Source organism: Hyalangium versicolor (genome assembly GCF_020103695.1).
In the GTDB taxonomy this organism is placed as follows: domain Bacteria; phylum Myxococcota; class Myxococcia; order Myxococcales; family Myxococcaceae; genus Hyalangium; species Hyalangium versicolor.
In genome coordinates, this window is the sequence record NZ_JAHXBF010000025.1 from 40,420 (window position 1) to 64,111 (window position 23,692).

Here is a 23,692-nt window from a genome sequence, read left to right on the forward strand (position 1 = left end):
GTTGCAGCCGCCCTCACTTCTCGAGTGGATGCCGGGCCAGTCCCGGCGTCTGCTGGATGGTGGCCAGGATCCCCGAGAGCGTCGGGACGAACGGATACAGCCTCATCCCGATCGCAACGGCCGCGCGCTCCGAGGGATTCTCGAACTGGAGCATGCGCGGCCCTCCAGCCCCCTCCAGCAACTCCGCGCTCGTGAAGCCGCAGGCCTTACCCACGTAGCCGTAGTGGATGAGGGACCAGATGTCGTGGAGGTACAGGAACCCTTCGTAGTGGTGATACGGCTGCTCCCGGTCCTCGGGCTGCGCGGGCTTGAAGGTCTCCCGGATGTGCTTCCGGTAGTCCCACAGGCCGCCCTCCCGGACCAACCAGGCCCACTCGCGCTGGGCCAGGAAGTGGGCGCTCGCCCTGCCCTGCTGACACGTCTCCAGGAACTCCGAGCCTCCGAAGACGCGTGCCCACATCGATAGCTTCCGGTACTCGAACAGGCAGTCCTGGCGCGCCATGACGTTGTACTCGCGGATCCGATCCGCGTAGGCGGACCCGGCGTTGAAGACCATCTCGCGAATGACGAACGCGAGGATCTGTGACACTTCGTCGCCGCGAGGCGCGGATGCCCGTCTCCCCACAATGGACACGGCAGGACCGGATGGATTCGCGATGCTCGATGCCATACACGAAGCCACGGTACGGGCGGAGCCGCACGGCGATCTGTACCACCCCGGAGGTAGTGCGCCCGCTATGCGGCTCCGATGGAGACGTCCGCCGCCATGGCCGACAAGGCCCCCGGGCGCTTGAACAGCACCGCGTGATCCCGAGCGAACTGGCCGAAGGTGCGTGGGGACCTGCCGAGCAGAGCCCGCGTCTCGCTGGTGATCTCCGCGGCGACGCCCTTGTCCACGAGATCGAAGAAGCGGACCATGTCCAACGCCTGCCACGGAGGCATTCCCGCCGCCAGCAGCCCCTCCTGGTATTCCGTGTAGGAGCGCGTCACATAGTGCACGCGGCGATTGATGGCCAGGGAGAGCTGCTCCGCCGCCTCGTTGAAGGTGAGCGCCTCCGCGCCGCTGAGGTTGTACGCGCACCCGAGGTGATTGCCCTGGGTCAGCACCCGCGCCGCCACGGTGGCGACATCCCGCGCATCCACCATGGAGATCCGCGCGCCGCCCACCGGCGCGTAGAAGGCGTTGTACGAGCGGATCTCCGAGGCGAAGCGCAGCAGGTGCTGCATGAAGAACAGCGGCCGGAGGAATGTGTACGGAACCCCGGAGGCGCGAATCGTCTCCTCGGCCTCCCAGTGCCAGCGTGAGCCGGACAGGCCCCACTTCGGCCCGATCAGCGCTGTCGACAGCTTCACGATGTGCCGCACGTTCGAGGTCAGCGCGGCCACCACCAGGTTCCGCTCCTTCTCCACCATGCTCTGATCGAGCGGATTCGAGCAGAAGATGCGCTCGACGCCCTCCATGGCCGCGGCCACCTGATACCGGTTCGACAGATCGCCTTGGAGGATCTCCACTCCCAATGCGGCCAGGTGCGCCACACGCTCGCGATCCCGCACGAAGAGCCGTACGGGTGCTCCCATCATCCTCAGTTCCTGCACAAGGGTGTAACCAACAGCGCTCGTGGCCCCCGTAACCAGAATCATGTCGACCCCCAGCAGCGGGTATGAACTGCGAGCTGGCCCCGACACCAGCTCAACCCGGAGAGTAGATGTTTCACGAACGCCGGAACATCTCCTCTTTGTCGACGGACTCTTGAGATGACGTTAACAATCGCTTGTGCACACACGGCTCAATGATGTCGTTGTCTTCGTTGCAGTCGCGGAAGCCGGTGGCTTTACCGCCGCAGCGAAGAAACTTGGGCTCACTACAGCCGGTGTGAGCAAGGCCATCACACGGCTGGAAGAACAGTTGTCGACGCGACTGTTCACACGCACCACGCGCAGCGTGCATCTCACCGAGGCGGGCACTCGCTACCTGAACCGCTGCCGCCCCGCGCTGGAGGAGTTGACCCGCGGAGAGGATGAAGCGCAGGAGGAGGCAGGAACGCTGCGCGGCCGCATCCGCGTGGAGCTTCCCGTCAGCTTCGGCCGGTTGATCGTGATCCCACTGCTGGCGGAGTTCCAGCTTTCCTACCCGGAGATCGTCCTGGATCTCCGGCTCAACGATCGGTACGTCGATCTGGTGCAGGAGAACATCGACGTGACGCTCCGGATGGGCGCGCTCAAGGACTCCTCGCTCATCGCCCACAAGCTGGGCATGACGCGCTCCTGCATGTGCGCCGCGCCCTCGTACCTGGAGCGCATGGGCATGCCGCGCTCCATCACCGATCTCCAGCAGCACAGCCTCATCACCTACGTCTCGCAGGAGACGCGGCGCCCCTACGCGTGGCGCTTCCGGGTCGGCTCCGAGGTGCTCTTCATGAACCCCACCTCTCGGATCGAGGTCGATGACAGTGGAGGGAATCGGGCGCTCGCGCTGGCGGGAGCGGGGATCATCCAGGATCTCAGCTGCCACGTCCGGGACGACATCCTCGCGGGCCGACTCGTCGAGATCCTTCCGGAGACGGCGGCTCCTGCCTTCGAAGTGGCGCTCGTGTTCCCGGCGGGCCGCTCCACGACTTCGCGCGTCAGCGCCCTGGTGAAGTTCTTGCGCGCCCGGCTCACGCCGGACGTGGTCGATCCCAAGCTGAGGTGAGCCTCGGGACAGTTCCGGGCCCACCTCGGGTACAGCGCATCAGGTCGTGAACGAGGTGCCGCAGCCGCAAGAGGACTTGGCGTTCGGGTTCTCGAACTTGAAGCCCGCGCCCGTCACCGTCGAGACGTAGTCCACCGTGGTGCCCAGCAGGTACTGGCTGCTCAGCGCGTCCGTGGCGATGCGCACGCCCTCCTGCTCCCAGGTCAGGTCGTTCGGCTTCGTCTCTTTCACCAGGTTCAGGTCGTAGCCCAGGCCGCTGCAGCCAGCGGGGACCACGCGGATGGAGAAGAAGTAGTTCTCGAAGCCCTGAGCCTTGATGACCTCCTTCACCTGCTTCACGGCGGCCTCGGTGAGGCGAACGGGGGAGGTCGGGGCGGCCTCCGTGGCCGGAGCAGCAGGGGTGGCGGGCGTCGGGGAGGGCGTAGCGGTATCCATGTGCGTCTGTCTCCTTGCTCGGGGCCTTATAACGCTGGCCCCGTCAAAATCCATCAGACCTCGCGCTCGGGCAAGGGGACGAGCGGCTCCCACCCGTCTTCGCCCTTTGGGGCCGCGCAAGGTCAACAAATCGGGCGGCTCCGGGTTATACCCGGGCCTACATGGCCACCACCTTCCGAGAGCTGCTGTCGAGCGTGAAGCAGGAGATTCGCGAGGTCTCCGTCGAGGAGGTCAAGCGGCTGCTGGACGCTCGTTCCCCGGTGAAGCTCATCGATGTGCGCGAGGCGGACGAGCATGCGGCCGGCCGGCTCCCTGGCGCTGTCCACATTCCCCGAGGCTACCTGGAGCTGCGCATCGAGGAGCGGGCCGGGCGGGACGAGGAGCTCATCCTTTATTGCGCCGGAGGGACGCGTTCAGCGCTGGCAACCCGGACGCTGCGGGAGATGGGCTATCAGCGCGTGGCATCGCTGTCCGGTGGATACAACCGATGGAGCGACGCGGCCTACCCCGTGGAGAAGCCCTTCGTGCTCACCGCCGAGCAGAAGGAGCGCTACCGCCGCCACCTGATCATCCCCGAGGTGGGAGAAGCCGGGCAGGAGAAGCTGCTCAAGGCCCGGGTGCTGCTGCTGGGCGCGGGTGGGCTCGGCTCTCCGGCTGCGCTCTACCTGGCCGCAGCAGGTGTGGGGACACTGGGCATCGTCGACATGGATGTGGTGGACCTGAGCAACCTCCAGCGCCAGGTCATCCACACCCGGGAGCGCCAGGGCCAGCCCAAGGTGGAGAGCGCCCGGGCCGCCATCGAAGCCCTCAACCCGGATGTGAAGGTGGTGCCCTTCGGCGAGCGGCTCACGTCCCAGAACGTCCTGCGCATCCTCGAAGGCTTCGACATGGTGCTGGACGGCGGAGACAACTTCCCCACGCGCTACCTGCTCAACGACGCATGCGTGGTGACGCGCAAGCCCAACATCCACGGCTCCATCTTCCGCTTCGAGGGCCAGGTCACCACCTTCGTCCCTGGCCAGGGTCCGTGCTACCGCTGCCTCTACCCGGCCCCTCCGCCGCCGGAGCTGGCTCCCTCGTGCGCCGAGGCCGGCGTGCTGGGTGTGCTCCCCGGAATCATGGGGCTCATGCAGGCCAACGAAGCGCTCAAGCTCATCCTCGGCAAGGGCGAGCCGCTCATCGGCCGGCTGCTCACGTTCGACGCGCTCGGCACGCGCTTCCAGGAGCTCAAGCTGCGCCGGGATCCGAAGTGCCCCGTCTGCGCGGACGGCGCGAAGGTGGAGTTCATCGACTACGAGCAGTTCTGCAGCACCGCCGCATGAGAGGCTCCCGCATGCCTGTCCCGGAGATCTCCCCAGAGGAGCTCGCCGCCCTGCTCTCGGGCCCCGCCGAGACGCGCCCTGCCCTCCTCGACGTGCGCTTCCCCGATGAGAACGAGTACGTGGCACTGCCGGGCTCGGTGCTCATCCCCCTGCCCGAGTTGGAGGACCGTGCCGAGGAGCTGGAGGCCTTCCGAGGCCGCCCCGTGGTCGTCTACTGCCACCACGGCGTCCGCAGCCTGCACGGCGCGGCCTGGCTGCGCTCGCTCGGCCTGGAGGCGGCATCGCTCCAGGGAGGCATCGATCTCTATTCGGAGCTCGTGGACCCGAACCTGCCGCGCTACTGACGCGGCTACTGCCCGATGTACTTGGACACGTCCACCGGGACTTCGGTGGTGTCGCGGGCCTTCACGGTGGCCTCGACCGGAACGGGCTCCTTGAGGTTGTCGCCTCGCAGCTCCAGGGTGTGCGTGCCCTCCATCAGCTCCAGGCGCGCGCCCGGCAGGTAGGGGCCCAGCTCCTGGCCCTCGCGGAGGATCCGCAACTGTCCCGCGCTCTTCGCGGGCGTCACCTTGAGCCGGACCCAGCCCATCTTGAACTCGCGCTTGATGATCTTGGTCTCGCCAGGCTCACCGAAGCGCAGCGCGTCCTCCTCCACGGAGTAGATGCCCTGCTCCCGGTTCTCGAGGATGAGCGCGTCCTGGATGTGCGCGCCCGGCATGGCCCGGATCGGCGTCATCCCCAGATCCGTGAGCGGCTCCGGAGCGTGGCACTTGTCGCTGTGCCGCACCCGCACCATCACCTTCGGGTTGGTGTCCACCGATACGAAGATGGCCGCACCGTCGATCGGCTTCCGGGCCAGCTTGTCCCAGAAGAGGATGATCACCGCCGCCAACCCGATGGCGGTCAGCCCGAGGAGCACATTCTTGATGATCGCTGCCTTGTTCACCGGCACGCGAGCACGCGGCTTGGGCAGGTTCTCTACGGAGGAGTCTTCTTCGTCGCGCTCCTGACGTACCGGCACCGTCCGGGGAGGAGGCAGCGGCTGCTTCACGTCCGCGCGGCTGGTGGTCCGCCTGCGCGGAGGCTGGGACGGAGCGGGCTCGGCCGCGGGCTGGATCTTGCTGGCGTGCCCCGTCCGACGCCGAGGCGGATCGGGAGGACGTATCGTGTCATCCCCCTCGGGCTCCTGCTCCCGTGGAGGCAGCCGGGTGCGCTCGGGATCGGCGTCGGGATCCTCGTCGTAGCGAGCGCGGGCATTCACCGCGAGCGCGCCCGTGCGCGACGCGCGGGCCCGCGTCAACGAAGGTGGCTCGTCCTCGACCTGCACCTGGGCCTGCCGCGCGGAGGATTTCCGCGGCGGCGGAGGCGGCGCTTCCTCCTCGAGGTGCTCCTCGTCGGCCTCCGGAGGCCGGCGCATTTCCGAGCGCGAGTTGGTGCGCGCGATGGCCGTGTTGCCCGCGCTCGTGGCGCGGCGAGGAGTCTCACCGGTGCGGCGGCGGGCCACCTGCGTCCCACCCGCCGGAGCGGCATACTCCGCCATCTCCTCGGCCAGCGAGAGCGGCTGGCCCGTCTCACGAGGCTTCCCGCTCACGCGCACGGCGGTGGCGGTCGGCCGGCGCTCGTTGCGCTGGGAGATCTCTCCTGGAGGAGCCTCCCACTCCATGTCCGCCGCGGTCGAGGAAGCACGCGGCGAGGGCTCCGGCGGCGGCGGCGCGGAGTTGCCCGAGTTCATGTCATCGGAGTTGGGCTGGAGGTTGCCCGTCTTCTTCTCTTCCGTGAGCCGATCCGCGAAGAGCGTCTCCATCAGCTCGGAGATCTGCACCGAGCTGGCCACCCAGCGCTGGGCGACGAGCGTCTCCTCCAGGGCGATCTGGAACTGGCGCGCGTCCCGGTAGCGATCATCCGCCGCCTTGGCCAGCGCGCTCATCACCACCGGATCCAGCTCCGGCGGCACATCCGCCACCTCGGAGGGAGTCTGGATGCTGCACTCGAGCGCCGCCTGGAGCGTGGCGAGCTCCGAGTCCCGCTTCAGCGGACGCACGCCCGTGAGCAGCTCGTAGAGCACCAGCCCGATGGCGAAGATGTCCGCGCGGTGATCCAGCGCCTTGCCCGCGGCCTGCTCGGGCGCCATGTACGCGAACTTACCCTTGATGGCGCCCGACTTGGTGAGCCCCACCTGATCGGCCGCCTTGGCGATGCCGAAGTCCACCAGCTTCACCGAGCCGTCGAAGCTGATCAGGATGTTCTGCGGAGAGATGTCGCGGTGGACCACCTTGAGCGGCTTGCCGCTGCCGTCGGTGCGGGAGTGGGCATAAAAGAGGCCCTCGCACGCGCTGGCAACGATGCGAATGGCCAGCGGCCGGGCGATCCACTGCCCCGCGCTCCAGGCCTTGCGCATCACCCGGCCCAGGTCCTCGCCGTGGATGAACTCCATGGCGATGTAGTAGGTGCCGTTGGCTTCGCCGAACTCGTACACCTGAGCGATGTTCGGGTGGTTGAAGTTCGCGGCGATCAACGCCTCGTTGCGGAACATCTCCACGAACTCGCGGTCCTCCGCCAGGTGCGGAAGGATGCGCTTGACGACCACGCTCTTGGCGAAGCCCTCGATTCCGGACTGGCGCGCAAGCCACACCTCGGCCATGCCGCCCGTGGCGAGCTTCTTCAGAAGCTGGTATTTGCCGAAGGGCTGAGGGTTCGGGTTCATCCCGGGGACAGACGCCGGGGGGAGCATGCTCAAGTGGTAGGCGTCAGTACAAATCATCTTAGGCGACGGACCGAGCCATGGCAAAGCTGTCTCGACGCCCTCTGGCGACTGGCGCTCTGTGCCAGCCTCCTCGCCGGGGTAACGGCCAGCGCCGCTGAGCCTGCGCCCACGCGGCAGCAGGATCGGATCAACGTCGAGCGCCGCAACAACGTGCTGGAGCTCTCCTGGTCCGATACCGAGGAGCGCCTTCAGGGAAGCATCCTGCCTGACACGCCGCGTGAGGGTGTCCCCGTCCAGGTGACGCTCCACGTCGGGAGCTTCGATGGCGAGGCCTTCGATGGCCCTGTCACCCTGACGCTGCGTGAAGCGGGCGCCCCCCACGGGCAGACGGTGACGGTGAAGCGAGAGAAGGGGGCGGTGAACTGGCGCGCCGAGTTCACTCCGCAGACGACGGGCCTCTATCAGCTCGACGTGGGCTTCCGCACCACCCACCACAAGTCGCTCCATGCGGACTTCGAGGTGACATCCCCGCCCGTGCCCCGCTTTTTCCTGTGGGCAATCGTGGGTCTGGCTGCTACGGCGGCCGTGGGGTTCGGGATCCGAAGCATCGTGCGCAAGGATCTGTCGAACGAGCCCCATCCGATCCTCGCCGAGCTGGCGGCGCAGCCCCCTGCGCCTCCGGCCCCCACGGCCGAGGGCTCCAGCCCGGCCAGCGCCACGGCGGAAGCAGCGCCCGCTGCGGATCCGGAGAAGCCCTCCACTCTGTAAGCCTGTAAGAAGGGCTGCCTCCCGGATGGGAAAATTCCTTCCCTCGGAAGGAAAAGAACCGCCCGCGCACCGTGCGATCCCAGCGCCGGAGCGCGTTTCGCGTCCTGTTCCCGACACTGCGCTCCCGGGCACTCCCGTTGCAGAAGAGTTTCGCGGGCTGCGGCGTGGAGGCAGGGCATGGGCGGGTGGCGTGGGGTGGAACGGAACTGGCGGGGCCTCCTCGCCGCAGTCCTATTGAGTTCGCCGGCATGGGCCCAGGAAGAGGTGGCCGCCGAGGAATCGGCTGCTCCCGAGGAGCCCGTGGTGGCTTCGGCTTCTCTCGAGTCTCCCATCTTGGAGCCGGCCGCTCCGATGATCTCCACCGAGGTGCCGGCCGAGAAGAAGAAGAAAAAGAAGGCCAAGGTCGAGCCGATGGGCGAGAGCCCCGAGGCGGCGGACGCCACGGATGACTCGGGGGAGGAGCGCACGCTGCGCGTCTTCGGGCGTGTCTTCGCTCGCGCCAGCGCGGACGAGCGTGAGGACTACGCGCGCTCGCTCTCGGTGTCGTCGGCCCGCGTGGGCGTGAACGCCGGGTTCGAGTACATCGAGGCGGAGGTGAGCGCGGATCTGTCGTCCAAGACGATGCTCAAGGACGCCTTTGTCCGGCTCGCGGACAGCGACAAGCGCCTGCGCCTCTATGCCGGTCAGTTCAAGGCGCCCTTCCTGGCACGCGAACTCGAGTCCACGTGGGACCTATCGCTGATGCGCCGGGGCCTCGTTGACGACTACCTCACCGAGACGAACGGGCTGGGCGGCCGCCGGCTGGGCCTCATGGGCGAGGTGCGGCTCAAGGAGGCGTGGAACCTGAAGGTCTCCGGCGGCCTGTTCGAGGGCTCCAAGGATGAGCTGGGCAACCGCACCAGCGAGGACGCAGCGGCGCGCGTGTCCGTGCGCCCGTTCAAGGCTCTCACGGTGGGCGCCAGCACCTACATGACGCAGGTGACCGAGGGCACCCGGCAGTACGCGGTGGCCACGGACGGCACGCTGCACCTGGGCGCGCTCGAGCTGACGGCCGAGGCCGTCACGGGCCGCCTGCCGCTCGGGAACTTCACCGCGCAGTTGGGGCTGGCCAGCTACCTCATTCCGATCAGCAAGGACTGGTCGGTGCAGCCGCTGGCCGGCGCCGAGGCGCTCCAGCTTCGCGGAGACACGGCGGGGCGCGGCTGGGCAGCGGTGGGCGGCGTGAACATCCTGTTCTCGGATGCCTTCAAGGCGCAGCTCCAGGCGGAGCACGCCTTGCGTCCGGGGGACGAGGCGCCGGGGACCGAGTACTCGCTGCAGCTCGCCACCCGCTTCTAGGGCACGGAGGCTCGACAATGCTCTCGTTCGCCGAAGGGGAAGTCACCAAGCTGCGCCGTGAGTTCAAGCTGATCCTGGACACGGAGGCGCTGGCCGAGCTGTGCGCGCGGCTGTCCGCGGAGCTGGGCGGGTACCTGCCTCCCCCCACGCGAATCGTGTCCGTCTACTTCGACAAGCCGGGCTACCCGCTGGCCCAGCGCGCCATGCACACTCCCGGGGACTGCCTGAAGGTCCGCACCAAGGAGTACTCGCCGGATCTGGGCGCCGGGGGCGTGGAGCGCGTGGTGCTGGAGGTGAAGCGCGAGCGCAACGGCGTGACGCAGAAGCGCCGGGTGTGGGTGCCTCGCACGCAGCTCCAGAGCGTGATCCACCGGAGCGCGGGCCTGCTGCCGCTGATCGCGGGCGGGCGCCTGCTGCCCGTGTTGGCCGTGACGTATCGGCGCCACGTGTACCAGGCCACGCAGGCCTGGCGGGTGACGGTGGATCGGGACATCGGCTTCCACCACGTCACTCCGACGCTGGCGCTGTCTCAGCAGACGCTCACCGCCGAGCGGCTGGATCCACCGTTGTTCCTGGATCGGCGCGTGGTGGTCGAGGTGAAACACCTGGGCGAGCAGCTGCCGGAGTGGCTGGCGGCGCTCCACCCGGGGAACAGGAAGCCGGCGTACAGCAAGTTCGCCGAGGGGATGGCGAGGGTCCACACCTTCGCCGCGGATGGGGTTACTGGGGGTTAGGGCACCGTGTTCATCGACTTCGAAGGCATCGACGGCAGCGGCAAGACAACGCTCTCCAACCTCCTGGCCGCGCGGTTGCGCCGGCTGGGCTACAAGGTGGCGCACGCGCGCGAGGGAGGCGAGCTGCAGGCTCCCACCGCGCGCCGCATCCGGGAGCTGACTCGCGACTCGAAGCTCCTGGAAATGGGGGCGCGCACCGAGTTCTTCCTCAATGTGGCGAGGGATGCGCAGCAGCTCGAGGAGATCATCGCGCCCGCGCTGTCTCGCGGCGAGGTGTGCATCAGCGATCGCTACCTGTATTCGCAGCTGGCGCTCAGCGGCGGCGGGCGCGGCCTGCCTATGGAGGAGCTGGAGCCCACGTGCACCCTGGCCTCCCACGGCATCTGGCCGGATCTCGTGGTGCTCGTGGACGTGGAGCCGGACCTGGCGCGGCTGCGCAAGCGGCTCGGCAAGCTGAAGGAGGGCCGCACCTCGGACAGCGACAGCCGCAAGGGGCTCGCGGGAGCAGGGCTCGCCGTGCGGGTGCGCGAGGCGTTCCTGGCCATGGCCCGGAAAGATCCGGCGCGCTGGCTCATCATCGAGAACAATGATCAGCCGCTGTGGGTGCTCGAGCAGCGCATCGTGGACGCGGTGGTGGCGCGGCTGCAGGGGCGCGAGCCCCAGGTGCAGCGCATCGTCCCCGCTTCGAGCCCCTCGGCCCCCCAGGCTCCGCTGACGGTGGACTGCGTGGAGGAGCGCTTCTTCCAGGCGCTGGACTCCTTGGAGGTGCGCGAGCCGGGCCTGGCGGTGTGGATGCTGGGCGGACTGCCGGGACTCGCGGCGCACCAGCGGCGGCTGGCGGCCGTGGAGCGCTTCCCAGGCCTGGCCGTGCGCAGCCTCTCGGGGCTGGAGGACGAGGCTTCCTGGTCCCTGCGCGAGCTGCTGGCCAAGGTGGTGCCGGTGGACGTGGCGGCGAGCCTCGGCTCGAGCACGGCTCCCCGGGCCATGGCCCTGCGCAAACACCTGTACCACCTGGCACCTGGCGAGGTGGTGTCGGGTCTCAAGCGCAATGACAGTGCGGAGGCCTGGGTGCTCCGCGAGCAGGCCCTGAAGGAGAAGCGGCTGGGAGACGTGCTCCTCGGCCTCGCGGGCGTGGATGGAGACACCGCCTGGGCCGTGCGCGAGCTGGGCGTCCAGCAGAAGCTGTACTCGGAGGTGGCGCGCAGCCTCACGGGCCTGAGCGGCGAGCGCGCGGATGCCCTGCGCGAGTCGCTCCTCAAGCACGATCGGCTCGCGGTGGTGAGGAGCATCACCGGGCTGGACTCGCCCTTCGCCAACGGCCTGCGCGAGCAGCTCGCGGACAAGGCCATGAAGCTGGTGCTCCGCTCGCTCGCGGGCCTGAACACGGACGAGGCCTACTCTCTGCGCGAGCGTGGCGCCACCCTGACGAAGGAGGCCATCGACTCGCTCGACGGGCTGAATGATCTGCGTGCCTGGGAGCTGCGCGAGGCCTTCGCGGAACGCTGGCCGGCCACCGTGCTGTCCTCGCTCAAGGGCCTGCCGCTGACGGGCCGGGTCGAGGAGCTGATCACGCGCATCCTGGACTCCGCGCCCGGCAGGCTGCCGCTGCTGCGCAACGCCTATGGCGTCATCGCCACGGCCCACGAGACGCCCCCAGCGCAGGGAGTGCGCCCAGTGGTCAGCGCCGAGTCGCAGGCGACGCTCTAGAGACACGCCATGGAAGCCACCTTCACGGGAATCTTCAGCGGGTTGGATCAGGAGCTGACCGACCTGCACGTGAGCGCCATCGTGCCGCGGATGCTCGCGGCGGTGCTCATCGGCACGGTGCTGTCACTGAGGCCCTGGCGCCTGCTCATGGGCCGGTCCCTGCCCAAGGCGGAGATGATCCAGGCGCAGGTGCTGTTGTGCACCGCGGCCGCTGTCATCACCGTCGTCATCGGCAACAGCGTGGCCAAGGCCTTCGGCCTGGTAGGCCTGGGCGGCTTCGTGCGCTTCCGCTCGGGGCTCAAGGATCCACGCGACGCGGCCATCCTCTTCCTGGTGATCGGCCTGGGCATGGCCTGCGGGCACGGCAGCCTGGCGACGGCCGTGGTCGGCACGCTGTTCGTCGCGGTGCTGCTGTTCATCGTGGACCTGATCAACAAGGAGGAGAAGGCCCCCAAGCAGCGCGTCGTGCTGTCGGCGCAGGCGGATGATCTGGTGGTCGCGGAGGCCTCGCTGCGCAAGGCGCTCAAGGAGCGCAACGTGCTGGTGAAGGGCTGCGCGCTCGACTTCGCCGGGCGCCGGCTGGAGTTGGAAGTGGAGGAGAAGGAACCCGGCTCCCTCACGGCGGCGCTGAGCCACACGGAGGGAGCGCCCCTGCGGGGGTTGAGGTGGACGGCGGTGAGCCCCAAGGGGGCACGGGAGGATCTGGTATGAAGCGAGTGGTCGTGGCCGCGCTGGCGGCCGTGGTGTGGCTGGTGGGATGTGGCGGCGGCGGGAGCCTTCCCACGGGGCAGAACTCTCCGAACCCGCAGTTGCCGGAGACGCCCGTGGATCCGAACGCTCCCGGCAAGCCGGACGCGGACCCATCCCTCTGGCCCCTCACGCAGGGCTCGACGTGGACCTACCGCATCACCGAGGAGGGCAAGGGCGTCTTCGACAAGCGCGTGGAGGTGATTGGCCCGCAGACAGTGCCCGGGACGACGACGCCCGCCACCGCGGTGCGCAGCATCCAGCCCACGCTGGAGGAGCTGTCCTGGCAGGTGGAGCTCCAGAGCGGCGTGGTGGTCCGCCTGCGCGAGGACGATCTCAAGAGCGGACAGGTGGCCCGCTCCACGACATGGGCTCCGGCGACCGTGAAGTCGCTGGCGAAGGTCCAGAATCAGGGCTGGAGCTACTCCTCCTCCATCCATGAAAAGGTCCAGCAGGCCGACGGCACGGTGGACGAGAAGGACCGGACCTATGTGTGGCGCGTGGTCGCCGTGAACGAGACCGTCGTGGTCCCGGCCGGCACCTTCACCAACGCCATCAAGGTCCAGCGCGATCGCCCGGACAAGGAGGGCAAGGAGCGCATCTACTGGCTCGTCCCCGGCGTGGGGAAGGTGAAGGAGGAGGGCGAGCGGCTCGAGGAGCTCTCCTCCTATGACGTGAAGAAGTAGCTCGCCTGGAGGGCAGGCGCTCGATGGAGCGCTCCGCCCGGTGCATGAGAGGCAGGACTCGCAATGAATGGGGTCCTGCTGTGAACAGTTCTGCCTCCGTCCCCCGGACTCCACCGGGACGGAGGCCTCATGCACTTTCCGAAGGTACCTGCGCTAGGTGCCCTGGTCGCTGCGCTCACGCTGACCGCGGGAGCCGCCCAGGCGACGACCCTCACCCGCTCTCCCTATCTGCAGCGCGTGGGACCCAACACGGCCCTGGTGGCCTTCCGGCTGGATTCCAACTGCGCCCCCGAGGTGCACTACGGCACCCAGGGCGCCACGGACCAGGTCGCGCGCTCGGCGGACAGCGGCCGCATCCACGCCGTGGAACTCAAGGGGCTGAGCCCGGGCACCGAGTATTCCTATGAGGTGGTGGCCTGCGGGGCTCGGACTCCCACCAGGAAATTCCACACCGCGCCAGTTCCCGGGACACGCCACGTGCACTTCGCGGCCGTGGGCGACTTCGGCACGGGTGGCAATGACGAGCGGCAGATGGCCGACAAGATGCTCGCCAGCCATCCGGACCTGTTCGTCGCGCTCGGGGATAACGCCTACGCGTCCGGCACCGAGTCGGAGATCCAGAACAACCTCTTCGTTCCCCTGGCGGATGTGCTCGCCGAGGTGCCCTTCTTCCCGGTAGCGGGCAACCACGAGTACGTCACCGACCAGTCCCAGCCGTACCTGGACAACCTCTACCTGCCCACCAGCCCCAGCGGCGGAGAGCGCTACTACTCCTTCGATTGGGGCCACGTGCACTTCGTCGGGCTGGACTCGAACTGCGCGATCGGACTGGCCTCGAAGGACCGCTGCACGCTGGCCGCGCAGAAGGCATGGTTGGAGCAGGATCTGGCCACGAGCAAGGCCGCCTGGAAGATCGTCTACTTCCACCACCCGCCCTGGTCTAGCGGCGAGCACGGATCCCAGCCGCTCATGCGTCGCGAGTTCGGGCCGCTCTTCGAGAAGTACGGGGTGGACCTCGTCCTTACCGGACATGATCACAACTACGAGCGCAGCAAGCCCATGATCGGGGACGGGGTGGCGCCCGCGGGACAGCAGGGCATCACCTATCTCGTGGTGGGCGGTGGCGGCGCGAGCCTGCGCCCCTTCGCCGCCTCGCAGCCGTCCTGGAGCGTCCTGCGCAACAACTCCGCGCACGGTTTCTTGGATGTCACTGTCGACGAGGGCACCCTCACCGCGAAGCTGATCTCAACCACGGGCTCCGTGGTGGACTCCTTCTCCCTGACGAAGAAGCTCGCACCGCAGGAGCCCGTCCAGGACTTCAACATCACCGTGGAGGGCGAGCGCGGCACCGCGCCGCTCCAGGCGTACTTCCGTGCCACCCTCCCCTCCTCGGACTTCAGCGTCCGCTGGGACTTCGGCGATGGACAGAGCGGCGAGGGCGCCGAGACACGGCACCTCTACGCCCAGCCGGGCGAGTACACCGTGACGGCCACGGCGACCTCGGGTTCCACGAGCCTCAACAAAACCACCCAGGTCTCCGTCTCGTCGCAGGGCACCGTGGAGACTCCCACCGAGCCGGTGACCCCGACGCCCGAGACTCCCAGCGCGCCGGGCACATCGAACGGGTTGCCTGGAAGCAGTGACTCCGGCAACGCCGGGTGCGCGAGCATCCCCGCGGAGGTCCTCCTCCCGCTCGCCGCGCTGACGCTGGCCGAGTTCCTGCGGCGCCGCCGACACTGAGCCAGGAGCCCTACACGCTGGGCCAGGGGCGGGGCTCCACTCTGGAGGTGGCCAGGGAAACCCCACCCTGGCCCTTCTCCGCGCTTGCCACGGGGCTGCCGGGATGCGATGGGCACCTACACCGCAGGTTCCCCTCCCCCCGGGGCCCTGGAGCCCGCCATGAAACGAACCCATCGTCCGGCCTCGAAGCCGCAGTCCTCGAAGAAGCCCTCCTCGAAGAAGGCCCCCAAGTCCTCGAAGCCTCAAGGCTCGAAGGCCTCCACCGAGAAGGCGTCTCGCGACACAGCCAGGGCCCATGCCGCACGCCCGCTGCGCGAGGATCTGGTCCTCCAGGCGAGCCTCGAAGCGTACGGAATGGTGCGCCACGAGGGCCGCCTCTCGGATCGGGCGCTCGAGTTCACCCTGCGCCGCAAGACGCACCTCTATTCGAACGAGCGCCGCGCCGTGTCCGAGCGCGTCTATGCCCTGTTGCGCCGCCAGCGCACGGTGGACCATCTCCTCGCCCACGCGCGCCCCGGCTTCGCGCAACTGCAGACCACCCGCCAGGATGTGCTGCGCCTGGCCGCCTCGCGCATCCTCCATGGTGAGGCCGCGGAGAAGGTGGCCAAGGACTCCGCGCTGACGGGAGCGGACGCTTCTGCCCTGGATGCGCTCCCGGAGGCAGCCGCGGCGCTGGACTCGCTGCCCGCGAACCAGCGTTTCCCCATCGCGGCCTCCCTCCCCGATTTCCTGGCCGGGAAGTTCCGCGAGACGTTCGGCGAGGACGCGGAGCGCGCCGCCGAGGCGATGAACGAGCGCGCTCCCCTCACCGCTCGCGTCAACCTGCTGAAGACGACCCGCGACGCCCTGCTGGAGCGCCTGAAGGCCGAGGGCGTCGAGTGCCAGCCCACGCCGCTGTCCCCGATGGGGGTGTGGATGGAGACGCGCATCAACGCCTTCTCGCTCGAGAGCTTCCAGGAAGGGCTCTTCGAGCTACAGGACGAGGGCAGCCAGCTCCTCGGCATGTTGGTGGATGCACCGCCCACGCGCGTGGTGGATGCCTGCGCGGGAGCGGGAGGGAAGACGTTGCAGCTCGCCGCGCAGATGAAGAACCGGGGCGACCTGCATGCGCTGGATGTGGACGAGGGCCGCATTGACGAGCTGCGCAAGCGGGCCCGCCGGGACGGGGTCCACAACGTCCGCACCCAGGTCATCCCGCCCGAGGGCCCCTCGGCGGACGAGGCCCTCGCGCCGCTGAAGGGCAAGGCGGACCGGGTCCTGGTGGACGCGCCGTGCAGCGGCACCGGCACGTACCGCCGCAAGCCGGATGCGCGCTACCGCCTCGGCCCGGACGAGCTGGGGAGCCACGTGGCGCGGCAGAAGGCGCTGCTGGAGCGCTTCTCCACCCTGGTGAAGCCGGGCGGGCGGCTCATCTACGGGACGTGCAGCATCCTCCGGGAGGAGAACGAGGCCGTGGTGGAGGACTTCCTGTCCCGGCACCCGGACTTCTCGGTGCGTCCGGTGACGGAGGAGCTGGGGCCGGAGCTGGGCCCGAAGGTCAGCCGAGGCCCCTACCTGCGGCTGGCCCCGCATACGCATGGGACAGATGGGTTCTTCGGCGCCATCCTGGTCCGGGCGAAGTAGTCTCTGGGGACCTCCCGCACGGAGACCTTCGTAATGCCGGAAGCCGTCCACTATCGCGTCTCGATGCCCCGCCCCCACTCGCACCTGTTCGAGGTGGAGGCCATCTTCCCCGCGGGCCCGGACGTGCTAGACGCCCTGCTGCCGGTGTGGACGCCGGGCAGCTACCTGGTGCGTGAGTACGCGCGCCACGTGCAGGACGTGACGGCCGAGGGCCCGCGCGGCGAGGCGCTCCGAGTCCAGCGCACGGACAAGCGCACCTTCCGAGTCCGTGCCGGGGGCGTGGCCGTGACGCTGCGCTACCGCGTCTACGCCCACGAGCTGACGGTGCGCACCAGCCACCTGGATGGCTCTCACGGCTACTTCAACGGCGCCACCCTCTTCCTCTACACCGAGGCCTCGCGCCACCTCGAGCACCGGGTCCGCGTGACGGCACCGGAAGGCTGGCGGACCTTCAGCGCGCTGGAGCAGCGGGACGGCACGTTCATCGCGCCGGACTACGACACGCTGGTGGACAGCCCCTTCGAGGTCGGCCCCCACACGCCGCTGTCCTTCGTGGCCGCGGGTGTGCCGCACGAGGTGGTCGTCTGGGGCGACACGGTGCCGGACGCGGACAAGCTGATGACGGACCTGCAGCGCGTCTGCGAGGCGGAGGCGAAGCTGTTCGGCGGCCTGCCGATGAAGCGCTACCTGTTCCTCGTGTACCTCGCGGACAAGGGGCGCGGCGGACTGGAGCACCAGGCCTCCACGGCGCTGCTCTTCCCGCGCTCGGCGCTGCAGAGTACTCGCGGCTGGGAGGACTTCCTCACGCTGGCCGCGCACGAGTACTTCCACCTGTGGAACATCAAGCGCATCAAGCCCCGCGCGCTGGTGCCCTTCGACTACTCGCAGGAGAACTACACCACCCTGCTCTGGGCCTTCGAGGGGATGACGTCGTACTACGACAACCTCTTCGTGCGCCGCGCGGGGCTCATGTCCGCCGGCCGCTACCTGGCGCGGCTGGGAGAGACACTGACGACCCTGCACGGCACTCCGGGCCGCCGGGTGCAGACGCTGGCGGACGCGTCGCTGATGAGCTGGATCAAGCACTACCGGCCGGACGAGAACTCGGCCAACAGCGCCATCTCCTACTACCTCAAGGGCGAGGTGGTGTGCGCGCTACTGGACCTGGAGATCCGCCGCGCCACGAGCGACTCGAAGGGCCTGGACGACGTGATGCGGCTGCTGTGGCAGCGCCACGGGGACGGCACGGGCGTACCGGAGGATGGCATCGAAGCGGCCGTCCGCGAGGTGGCGGGCAAGGACCTGATGCCCTTCTTCGACAAGGCGGTGCGCTCCACGGAGGAGCTGGACTACTCGGTCTTCTCGCACGTGGGCCTCGAGGTGGGCTTCCGCGTGCGCGAGACCAACAACGACAAGGGCGGCACGCCTCCCTCCCGGAAGAGCGGTGAGAAGCCCAAGGGCTGGCTGGGCCTGAGCCTCAAGGGCAGCGCCACGGTGGCCTCGGTGGTGGACGGCTCGCCAGCGATGGAGGCCGGGCTCTACCCCGAGGACGAGGTGGTGGCGCTGGACGGCTACAAGGTGGATGGGGCCGGGCTGGTGAGCCGGTGCGAGGACCGGCGCCCGGGAGAGACGGTGCGGGTGACGCTGTTCCGCCGGGACAAGCTGATGGAGATCCCCGTGGTGCTGAGCCAGCGACCCGCGGACGTGGCGTATCTCACCCGGGTGGACAAGCCCACCGATGCGCAGAAGGCCGCCTTCCAGGCCTGGCTGGGCACGGCATGGGACGAGGCAGTGGGGTAGACTGCCCTCCATGAGGGGGCCCTTGGAGAAGACCACACCCGCCCGCTGCCGGAGTCACCCCGAGGCCGGGGCGGGCTGGAGTTGCAACAACTGCCAGGCCCCGCTGTGCCCGGACTGTGTCGCGGTGCGCCGCTCGATGTCCACGGAGTACCTCTCCTGCGGCCTGTGCCAGGGCCAGGCCGTACCGATCCTCGTCCACCGCTCGCGCATCCCCCTGGCCACGCAGTTGCGCGGGGCCTGGCGCTACCCGTTCACCCCGACCGGGCTGGCCGTGCTGGCGGGCCTCAGCTTCCTGCTGACCGTGTGCCGGTGGGCCGCCGCATCGACCTTCCTGCTGCTCAAGTTCATGCCCACGGTGATCGGGCTGGGCATCTTCTGGGGCGCCTTCTTCCACATCGTCCGCGCCACGGCCCGGGGCGAGCGCGAGCTGGACACGCCCGACTATTCGGAGGTCTTCACCGACTGCGTGAGCCCCGCCATGCGAGGCCTGGTGGGCACGACGCTGCTGTGGCTGCCCGGACTGCTCTACCTGCTCTTCATCAAGGGCTGGGACGTGAGCAAGCCGATGGACGAGATGCTGTCGAATCCCGCCTTCTACGTCTCCGGAGGGCTGCCCCAGCTCGACTGGAGCCAGGTAGTGGGGGACCCCATCCTCTGGCTGATCGTCCTCGCCGGAGCCCTCTACCTGCCCATGGCCCTGCTGTTCGCGGCGGCCGGGCAGAGCGTGCTGAGGATGCTCAATCCGGTGGCGGTCCTCTTCGCCGCGCGCCGGCTGGGCCGGGACTATCTGATCACGCTGGGCGCGCTGGCGGTCCTCACGGTGGCGCTGGTGCTCGGCCACGTCGTAGCCGCCGGCATCCATGCGCTCGAGCTGCCCCTCCTCTCGCGCCTGGGGGCGGAGTTCGTGACGTGTCTGGCCCCCTTCCTCATGGCGCACGTGCTGGGGCTGCTCCTGTACAACCGGGGAGATGAGATCGGCTACGGCTCGCCCACGGACTACCTGGAGCCCGTGCTGGGAGACGCCAGGCCTCGGGTGGCGGCACCTTCGCTGCGCCCCGCCTCCATCGCCCCGGCGGAGCCTCCCCCCGAGGCTTCCGCATCCCTCACCGAGACGCTGGCAGCGCTGACCCAGGCGGTAGGAGCCCAGGACGCGAGCAAGGCCCTGACGCTCTACGCCGACATCTCGGAGCCGCGATCCCTCAAGCAGATCGAGCCCGCCCACCACCTCTTCGTGGGCCAGGCCGCCGTGGCGCAGGGGCAGTACCCGCTGGCCATCAAGGCGCTGGAGACCGCGGCGGACGTAGCGCCGGACGGCCCGGAGGCCTCTCGGGCGCTGGTGCTGCTGGCCCGCGTCTTCGCCGAGCGGATGAAGGAGCCCGAGCGCGCCGCGAGCATCTACCGCTACGTCGTTCACCGGTATCCGAACACGGACGCCTCGCGGTTCGCCCAGCGGCACCTTTCGCCCACTTCCTGACGATCCGTGTTGCCGCCGAGCGGGGCCAGCACCAGCTTCGGAGCCATGTATCGGTTGCGAATCCTCCCGGTGTTGCTGGGCCTCGCCTGCCTTCCGGCCTGTGACAACAGGCCCGTGGTGGATCGAGGGGGAGACACCTGCTCGGAGGAGCTGGTGTCATTGAAGGTGGAGGTCGTCACGGCGGAGGGGGTCCACGTCAAGGGGGCCACCATCACCGCGACGAACGAGGACACCCACGAGAGCATCACCGGTGTCACCAACGAGGTAGGTGTCAGCAGGGCGGTGAACGAGTCGATCGCCCCAGGACCCACGAGGTTGTCGGCCACGGCGGGCCCGAAGGTCTCCCCTGCCACACAGGTGGAGTGGCAGTGCGATGACTGCCACTGTGAGCCCATTCCCGACTCGGTCACCCTCCAGCTCAACCCATAGCGTCCACTACCCGTGGGGTAGACACCCTGGCGAGCATCCACACTCGGAGGTTGTTCCGTCATCAACAGGCCGCTAGCCTTCGAGAGTCATGCCGAGCCTGGAAGAGTTGCTCCGCGTCCCTCTCTCGGAGCTGACCGAGCGTTTCGTCGAGCGGGCGCAGCCCGTACCTCGTGGCCTGCTGGAGGCACTGGAGGCTGACGGGCGGCAAGGGGCTCGGACGCTGGCTCGCCGCATCCGCGCCCGGCAGGAGAAGAATCGCGCCGAGGGTCAGCGGCTGCGCCACCTGCTGCGCTACGAGGTGGAGCTGTGGACCCAGGGCATGGAGCGGGTTGCCGGAGTGGATGAGGCGGGCATGGCGCCCCTCGCGGGCCCGGTGGTGGCCGCGGCGGCCATCCTTCCGAAGCACTACCGGCTCAAGGGGTTGGACGACTCGAAGAAGATCCTCGACGAGGAGAAGCGCGAGGAGCTGGCCGTGGCCATCAAGCGGGACGCGCTGGCCTGGGCCGTGGGCGTGGCGGCGGTGGAAGAGATCGACAGCATCAACATCTATCACGCGGGGTTATTGGCCATGCGACGAGCGGTGCAAGGACTCACTCTGGTTCCGGAGTACGCGCTGGTGGACGCGCGAACCATTCCCGAGTGTCCCTGTCCGCAAAAGGGCATCATCCACGGAGACGCCCTGTCCCTGAGCATCGCCGCGGCCTCGATCCTCGCGAAGACGACGCGTGATCGGATGATGGCGGAGTTGGATGCGCAGTATCCGGGTTATGGGCTGGCCTCGCACAAGGGCTACCCGACGCCGCAACACTTCCAAGCTCTCAAGGAGAAGGGAGTGTTGCCGATCCACCGGCGCAGCTTCGGGCCGGTGCGAGAGGCGCTCGGGCTGACGCCCGTGCAGGAGGAGCTGTTCCCCCCATCACCGCCACCACCCACACGCCCGTGAGCGCAGACCGAGATATCGACGAGTGGCTGGCAGAGCGAGGCTACACGCCCACGGACTCCCGTACCCGGGCCCGCTCCACGCTGGAAGAAGCGAAGATCACCAACCCGAAGAAGGCTCGCATGAGCGAGCAGAAGCTGGAGCGCGCGGAGGCGGTATTGGCCGAGCGCTTCTTCCGGGTCTGCAGCGCGCAGGCGTGCGCGCAGGTGGCACGAGCCAGTGGCCGCGAGCCACTGTTGGTGGAACCCCGAACGCACTGTGAGAGCTGCGGGGGTTCGAACAACCGGCGAGCGGTGGCGGACTTCGTGGAGGCCTGCCAACGCAAGGGCGTGAAGCGCGTGGTGATCGTGGGTGGCTCGCCGGCGGTGCGCGAGGAGCTGGAGGATCAGCTCGGCAACCGAGTAGCGCTGCGCATGGTGGACGGCACGGAGCGGCACACGGCGGACAAGGCCCGGCACAACCTGGATTGGGCGGACCTGGTGCTGGTGTGGGGCGCCACGGAGCTGCACCACAAGGTGAGCGAGCACTACACGGGCGGCCCGCCGACTGCGACACGCAAGGTCATCCACGTCACCCGCCGAGGGGTCGCCGCGCTGCTGGCCGAGGCCATCACGCACCTGAAGCGCTGAGGGCATCGCTCCGGTTGCCACGGATCGGAAACGTTGGCACAGTGAAAAGATGCGAGTGGCTCGCAAAGTGCCGGTACAGGAGGACGTCATCTCACGGGCCGTCGAGGCGTTCCGGGTGGCGTTGCGGGCCAAGTCCCAGAACATGAGCACCGTGCGGGAGGCCATTGTCCGGGCCGCCCTCACCTACGAGGGGCACTTCTCGGTCGATGACCTCGTGCACGTGCTCCACAGCCGGGGCGTGTCCGGTGCGCACATGGCCACGGTCTACCGGGCCGTGCCCCTGCTGATCGAAGCGAAGATCATCCAGCCCGCGCTCGTCTCCCGGGGCGATCGCCAGCTCTACGAGGCAGCGTTCGAGCAGGAGCACCACGATCACCTGGTGTGCTCCTCCTGCGGGAAGGTCGTCGAGTTCCAATCCGAAGCGCTCGAAGCGCTCCAGCGAGAGATCGCGGAGCGCTACGGTTTCGAACTCGACGAGCACGTCATGGAGCTGTCGGGGCGGTGCTCAGACTGCAGCGCCAAGCACCGGAAGCAGAGCGCTCACTGAGCGGTCTCCTGCGGGCCTCGCTGAGGCTCGATGACGCGAGCCACCGAGGCGGTGGAGGCGGGCAGGCCTTCCGCTCGCGCCGGAGTCCGCTGGGCGGACCGGACCCGTCCCGTGCGCTTCTTCCACCAGATGATGACGCCGGTAACGCTGAGCATCGCCACCACCAGACCCATCAGCGAGATGAGGATGCGCCCGGGCAGCCCCAGGATGCGGCCGGAGTGCAGCGGGAACTGGGCCTGGACGAAGACGTCCGCGGCCGTGCCCTTCCATGGCAGGCGCGCACCAAGAATCCGGCCGTCCTGGCTGTCGAGCTGGAGCTCACGATGACCCACGCCTCCCGCGCCATGACCGTCCTCGGGGTGGAAGAACGCGATGCTGTAAATGCCGTAGTACTCAGCGTGGTACAGGTACCCGACCGGCTCCGTCCAGCCGCGGCTCCGGGCCTCGCGGTCCGCGATCGCGATCGCCTCGGCGTAGCTGACCTTGGACTCGATCGGTAGAGCGGCCATCTCGCGCGTGTCGTACGGAGAGGGCGTCAGCTTCGAGACGACCGACATCACCGGGATGAAGATCTCCTTGTAGAGATTCATCGAGAACGCGGTGAACGCCAGGATGAAGAGCAGCACCCACGTCCAGAGCCCGAAGGCCCGGTGCAGATCGAAGTTCAGCCGGTAACGCCCGGCGCCCCAGCGCACCTGCCACGCGGGCTTCCAGAGCTGCCAGAAGGAGCGCGGTGCGCCCTGGGGATTGCCGGCCTCCACGGCCGGTTCGGTGGTGGGAGCAGCCGGCGTGCTCCGTCGCTTGCGAAGAGGCAGCGTGAGGTAGAAGCCGACGAAGCAGTCGAAGGTCCAGATGAGCGCGATGACACCGAGCAGCCACGGCCCCCAGCGATCCGTGCCGAACATCACCGGCAGGTGCAGGGTGTAGTGCATCTTGTAGAGGAAGGAGACCGCGGTCTCCCGGGTGACGGGCCACACCCGCCCCCACTCGCGACGGCCCAGTTCCTCTCCGGAGACCGGATCGACGAACACCTGATTGAAGCCCGGCTCGAACAGCTTGCCCGTCGCCGCGTCGACACGGGGCGAGATGCTGGCCGCGATGGACTTCCCCTCCTCCGCGGCCATCGGCATGTACGTGACACGCACCTCGGGGTGACGGGCCTCGATCAAACGGACCAGCTCCAGCGGCGGGAGCGGCGTTCCCTGGGCTCGAGCCCGGGTCAACTGGGGGTTGAGCCACTCGTCGAGCTCGTGGTCCCAGGAAATGACCACGCCCGTGAGACCCGTGATGAACAAGAAGGCGGCGGTGATGAGCCCCATCCATCGGTGAACGACAGTCCAGAATGCGCGCATCGTCGTCTCCTCGAGGCTTGCTCCG

General features: G+C 68.6%; 22 protein-coding genes. 17 read left to right on the forward strand and 5 right to left on the reverse strand.

Annotated features, from left to right (window positions below):
• Positions 1-13 precede the first annotated feature (13 nt).
• Together KY501_RS40305 and KY501_RS40310 are read right to left on the reverse strand one after the other, a co-directional pair.
• Positions 14-589, reverse strand: coding sequence for a polymorphic toxin type 44 domain-containing protein (locus tag KY501_RS40305; RefSeq protein WP_224369225.1), 576 nt, complete (start codon positions 587-589; stop codon positions 14-16).
• Positions 590-735: 146 nt separating this feature from the next.
• The gene (locus KY501_RS40310) at positions 736-1,641 is read right to left on the reverse strand and encodes an SDR family oxidoreductase (RefSeq protein ID WP_224369226.1); all 906 of its coding nucleotides are present in this window, start codon (positions 1,639-1,641) and stop codon (positions 736-738) included.
• 133 nt (positions 1,642-1,774) lie between these two features.
• Between KY501_RS40310 and KY501_RS40315 the strand changes: the two genes are divergently transcribed.
• Positions 1,775-2,692 (forward strand): LysR family transcriptional regulator, encoded by a 918-nt coding sequence (locus KY501_RS40315; protein WP_224369227.1) that lies wholly within the window; start codon positions 1,775-1,777, stop codon positions 2,690-2,692.
• Positions 2,693-2,731: 39 nt separating this feature from the next.
• On the opposite strand, the gene KY501_RS40320 is transcribed toward KY501_RS40315, so the two are convergent.
• Positions 2,732-3,127, reverse strand: a complete 396-nt coding sequence (locus tag KY501_RS40320; RefSeq protein WP_224369228.1) for a HesB/IscA family protein — start codon at positions 3,125-3,127, stop codon at positions 2,732-2,734.
• Positions 3,128-3,288: 161 nt separating this feature from the next.
• On the opposite strand from KY501_RS40320, the gene moeB reads away from it, so the two are divergent.
• Complete coding sequence (gene moeB, locus KY501_RS40325) at positions 3,289-4,449, forward strand: molybdopterin-synthase adenylyltransferase MoeB (RefSeq protein ID WP_224369229.1); 1,161 nt, start codon at positions 3,289-3,291, stop codon at positions 4,447-4,449.
• A gap of 11 nt (positions 4,450-4,460) precedes the next feature.
• Positions 4,461-4,793, forward strand: coding sequence for a rhodanese-like domain-containing protein (locus tag KY501_RS40330; RefSeq protein WP_224369230.1), 333 nt, complete (start codon positions 4,461-4,463; stop codon positions 4,791-4,793).
• A gap of 5 nt (positions 4,794-4,798) precedes the next feature.
• Here the strand turns inward: KY501_RS40330 and KY501_RS40335 are convergent, their stop codons facing one another.
• Positions 4,799-7,153, reverse strand: a complete 2,355-nt coding sequence (locus KY501_RS40335; protein ID WP_224369231.1) for a serine/threonine-protein kinase — start codon at positions 7,151-7,153, stop codon at positions 4,799-4,801.
• 210 nt (positions 7,154-7,363) lie between these two features.
• Between KY501_RS40335 and KY501_RS40340 the strand changes: the two genes are divergently transcribed.
• The 14 genes from KY501_RS40340 to KY501_RS40405 all read left to right on the forward strand — a co-directional run bounded on the left by KY501_RS40340 (position 7,364) and on the right by KY501_RS40405 (position 22,315).
• Positions 7,364-7,921 (forward strand): hypothetical protein, encoded by a 558-nt coding sequence (locus KY501_RS40340; protein ID WP_224369232.1) that lies wholly within the window; start codon positions 7,364-7,366, stop codon positions 7,919-7,921.
• A 234-nt stretch (positions 7,922-8,155) separates the two neighbouring features.
• Positions 8,156-9,259, forward strand: coding sequence for a putative porin (locus tag KY501_RS40345; protein ID WP_309243038.1), 1,104 nt, complete (start codon positions 8,156-8,158; stop codon positions 9,257-9,259).
• A gap of 17 nt (positions 9,260-9,276) precedes the next feature.
• Entirely contained in the window at positions 9,277-9,993 is a 717-nt protein-coding gene (locus KY501_RS40350) for a VTC domain-containing protein (protein ID WP_224369234.1), read from the forward strand.
• 6 nt (positions 9,994-9,999) lie between these two features.
• Positions 10,000-11,700 (forward strand): dTMP kinase, encoded by a 1,701-nt coding sequence (gene tmk, locus KY501_RS40355; protein ID WP_224369235.1) that lies wholly within the window; start codon positions 10,000-10,002, stop codon positions 11,698-11,700.
• A gap of 9 nt (positions 11,701-11,709) precedes the next feature.
• Positions 11,710-12,411 (forward strand): DUF4956 domain-containing protein, encoded by a 702-nt coding sequence (locus KY501_RS40360; RefSeq protein ID WP_224369236.1) that lies wholly within the window; start codon positions 11,710-11,712, stop codon positions 12,409-12,411.
• Positions 12,408-13,133, forward strand: coding sequence for a hypothetical protein (locus KY501_RS40365; protein WP_224369237.1), 726 nt, complete (start codon positions 12,408-12,410; stop codon positions 13,131-13,133). The genes KY501_RS40360 and KY501_RS40365 overlap by 4 nt, the downstream gene beginning before the upstream one ends.
• 129 nt (positions 13,134-13,262) lie before the next feature.
• On the forward strand, positions 13,263-14,873 hold the full coding sequence (locus KY501_RS40370; RefSeq protein WP_224369238.1) for a metallophosphoesterase: 1,611 nt from the start codon (positions 13,263-13,265) through the stop codon (positions 14,871-14,873).
• 159 nt (positions 14,874-15,032) lie between these two features.
• Positions 15,033-16,496 carry an RsmB/NOP family class I SAM-dependent RNA methyltransferase gene (locus KY501_RS40375; RefSeq protein ID WP_224369239.1) on the forward strand — a complete coding sequence of 488 codons (1,464 nt, stop codon included), beginning with the start codon at positions 15,033-15,035 and terminating at the stop codon, positions 16,494-16,496.
• Between the two features lie 33 nt (positions 16,497-16,529).
• Complete coding sequence (locus KY501_RS40380) at positions 16,530-18,296, forward strand: M61 family metallopeptidase (protein WP_224369240.1); 1,767 nt, start codon at positions 16,530-16,532, stop codon at positions 18,294-18,296.
• Positions 18,297-18,318: 22 nt separating this feature from the next.
• Complete coding sequence (locus tag KY501_RS40385) at positions 18,319-19,770, forward strand: tetratricopeptide repeat protein (RefSeq protein ID WP_224369241.1); 1,452 nt, start codon at positions 18,319-18,321, stop codon at positions 19,768-19,770.
• Positions 19,771-19,815: 45 nt separating this feature from the next.
• Positions 19,816-20,199: a peptidase associated/transthyretin-like domain-containing protein gene (locus KY501_RS40390; RefSeq protein ID WP_224369242.1), complete on the forward strand. Its 384-nt coding sequence runs from the start codon at positions 19,816-19,818 to the stop codon at positions 20,197-20,199.
• An 88-nt stretch (positions 20,200-20,287) separates the two neighbouring features.
• Positions 20,288-21,142: a ribonuclease HII gene (rnhB, locus tag KY501_RS40395; protein WP_224369243.1), complete on the forward strand. Its 855-nt coding sequence runs from the start codon at positions 20,288-20,290 to the stop codon at positions 21,140-21,142.
• The gene (locus tag KY501_RS40400; protein ID WP_224369244.1) at positions 21,139-21,768 is read left to right on the forward strand and encodes a hypothetical protein; all 630 of its coding nucleotides are present in this window, start codon (positions 21,139-21,141) and stop codon (positions 21,766-21,768) included. The genes rnhB and KY501_RS40400 overlap by 4 nt, the downstream gene beginning before the upstream one ends.
• A 55-nt stretch (positions 21,769-21,823) precedes the next feature.
• On the forward strand, positions 21,824-22,315 hold the full coding sequence (locus KY501_RS40405; RefSeq protein WP_224369245.1) for a Fur family transcriptional regulator: 492 nt from the start codon (positions 21,824-21,826) through the stop codon (positions 22,313-22,315).
• Here KY501_RS40405 and KY501_RS40410 read toward each other — a convergent pair.
• Entirely contained in the window at positions 22,309-23,667 is a 1,359-nt protein-coding gene (locus tag KY501_RS40410) for a PepSY-associated TM helix domain-containing protein (protein ID WP_224369246.1), read from the reverse strand. The two genes, KY501_RS40405 and KY501_RS40410, sit on opposite strands and share 7 nt — an antisense overlap.
• Positions 23,668-23,692 lie beyond the last annotated feature (25 nt).

Coding starts and splice junctions, on each gene's coding strand:
- KY501_RS40310 (WP_224369226.1), bottom strand. CDS start 1,641: ATGATTCTGGTTACGGGGGCCACGAGCGCTGTTGGTTACACCCTTGTG.
- KY501_RS40320 (WP_224369228.1), bottom strand. CDS start 3,127: ATGGATACCGCTACGCCCTCCCCGACGCCCGCCACCCCTGCTGCTCCG.
- moeB (WP_224369229.1), top strand. CDS start 3,289: ATGGCCACCACCTTCCGAGAGCTGCTGTCGAGCGTGAAGCAGGAGATT.
- KY501_RS40330 (WP_224369230.1), top strand. CDS start 4,461: ATGCCTGTCCCGGAGATCTCCCCAGAGGAGCTCGCCGCCCTGCTCTCG.
- KY501_RS40335 (WP_224369231.1), bottom strand. CDS start 7,153: ATGAACCCGAACCCTCAGCCCTTCGGCAAATACCAGCTTCTGAAGAAG.
- KY501_RS40350 (WP_224369234.1), top strand. CDS start 9,277: ATGCTCTCGTTCGCCGAAGGGGAAGTCACCAAGCTGCGCCGTGAGTTC.
- KY501_RS40360 (WP_224369236.1), top strand. CDS start 11,710: ATGGAAGCCACCTTCACGGGAATCTTCAGCGGGTTGGATCAGGAGCTG.
- KY501_RS40365 (WP_224369237.1), top strand. CDS start 12,408: ATGAAGCGAGTGGTCGTGGCCGCGCTGGCGGCCGTGGTGTGGCTGGTG.
- KY501_RS40370 (WP_224369238.1), top strand. CDS start 13,263: ATGCACTTTCCGAAGGTACCTGCGCTAGGTGCCCTGGTCGCTGCGCTC.
- KY501_RS40375 (WP_224369239.1), top strand. CDS start 15,033: ATGAAACGAACCCATCGTCCGGCCTCGAAGCCGCAGTCCTCGAAGAAG.
- KY501_RS40380 (WP_224369240.1), top strand. CDS start 16,530: ATGCCGGAAGCCGTCCACTATCGCGTCTCGATGCCCCGCCCCCACTCG.
- KY501_RS40390 (WP_224369242.1), top strand. CDS start 19,816: ATGTATCGGTTGCGAATCCTCCCGGTGTTGCTGGGCCTCGCCTGCCTT.
- rnhB (WP_224369243.1), top strand. CDS start 20,288: ATGCCGAGCCTGGAAGAGTTGCTCCGCGTCCCTCTCTCGGAGCTGACC.
- KY501_RS40410 (WP_224369246.1), bottom strand. CDS start 23,667: ATGCGCGCATTCTGGACTGTCGTTCACCGATGGATGGGGCTCATCACC.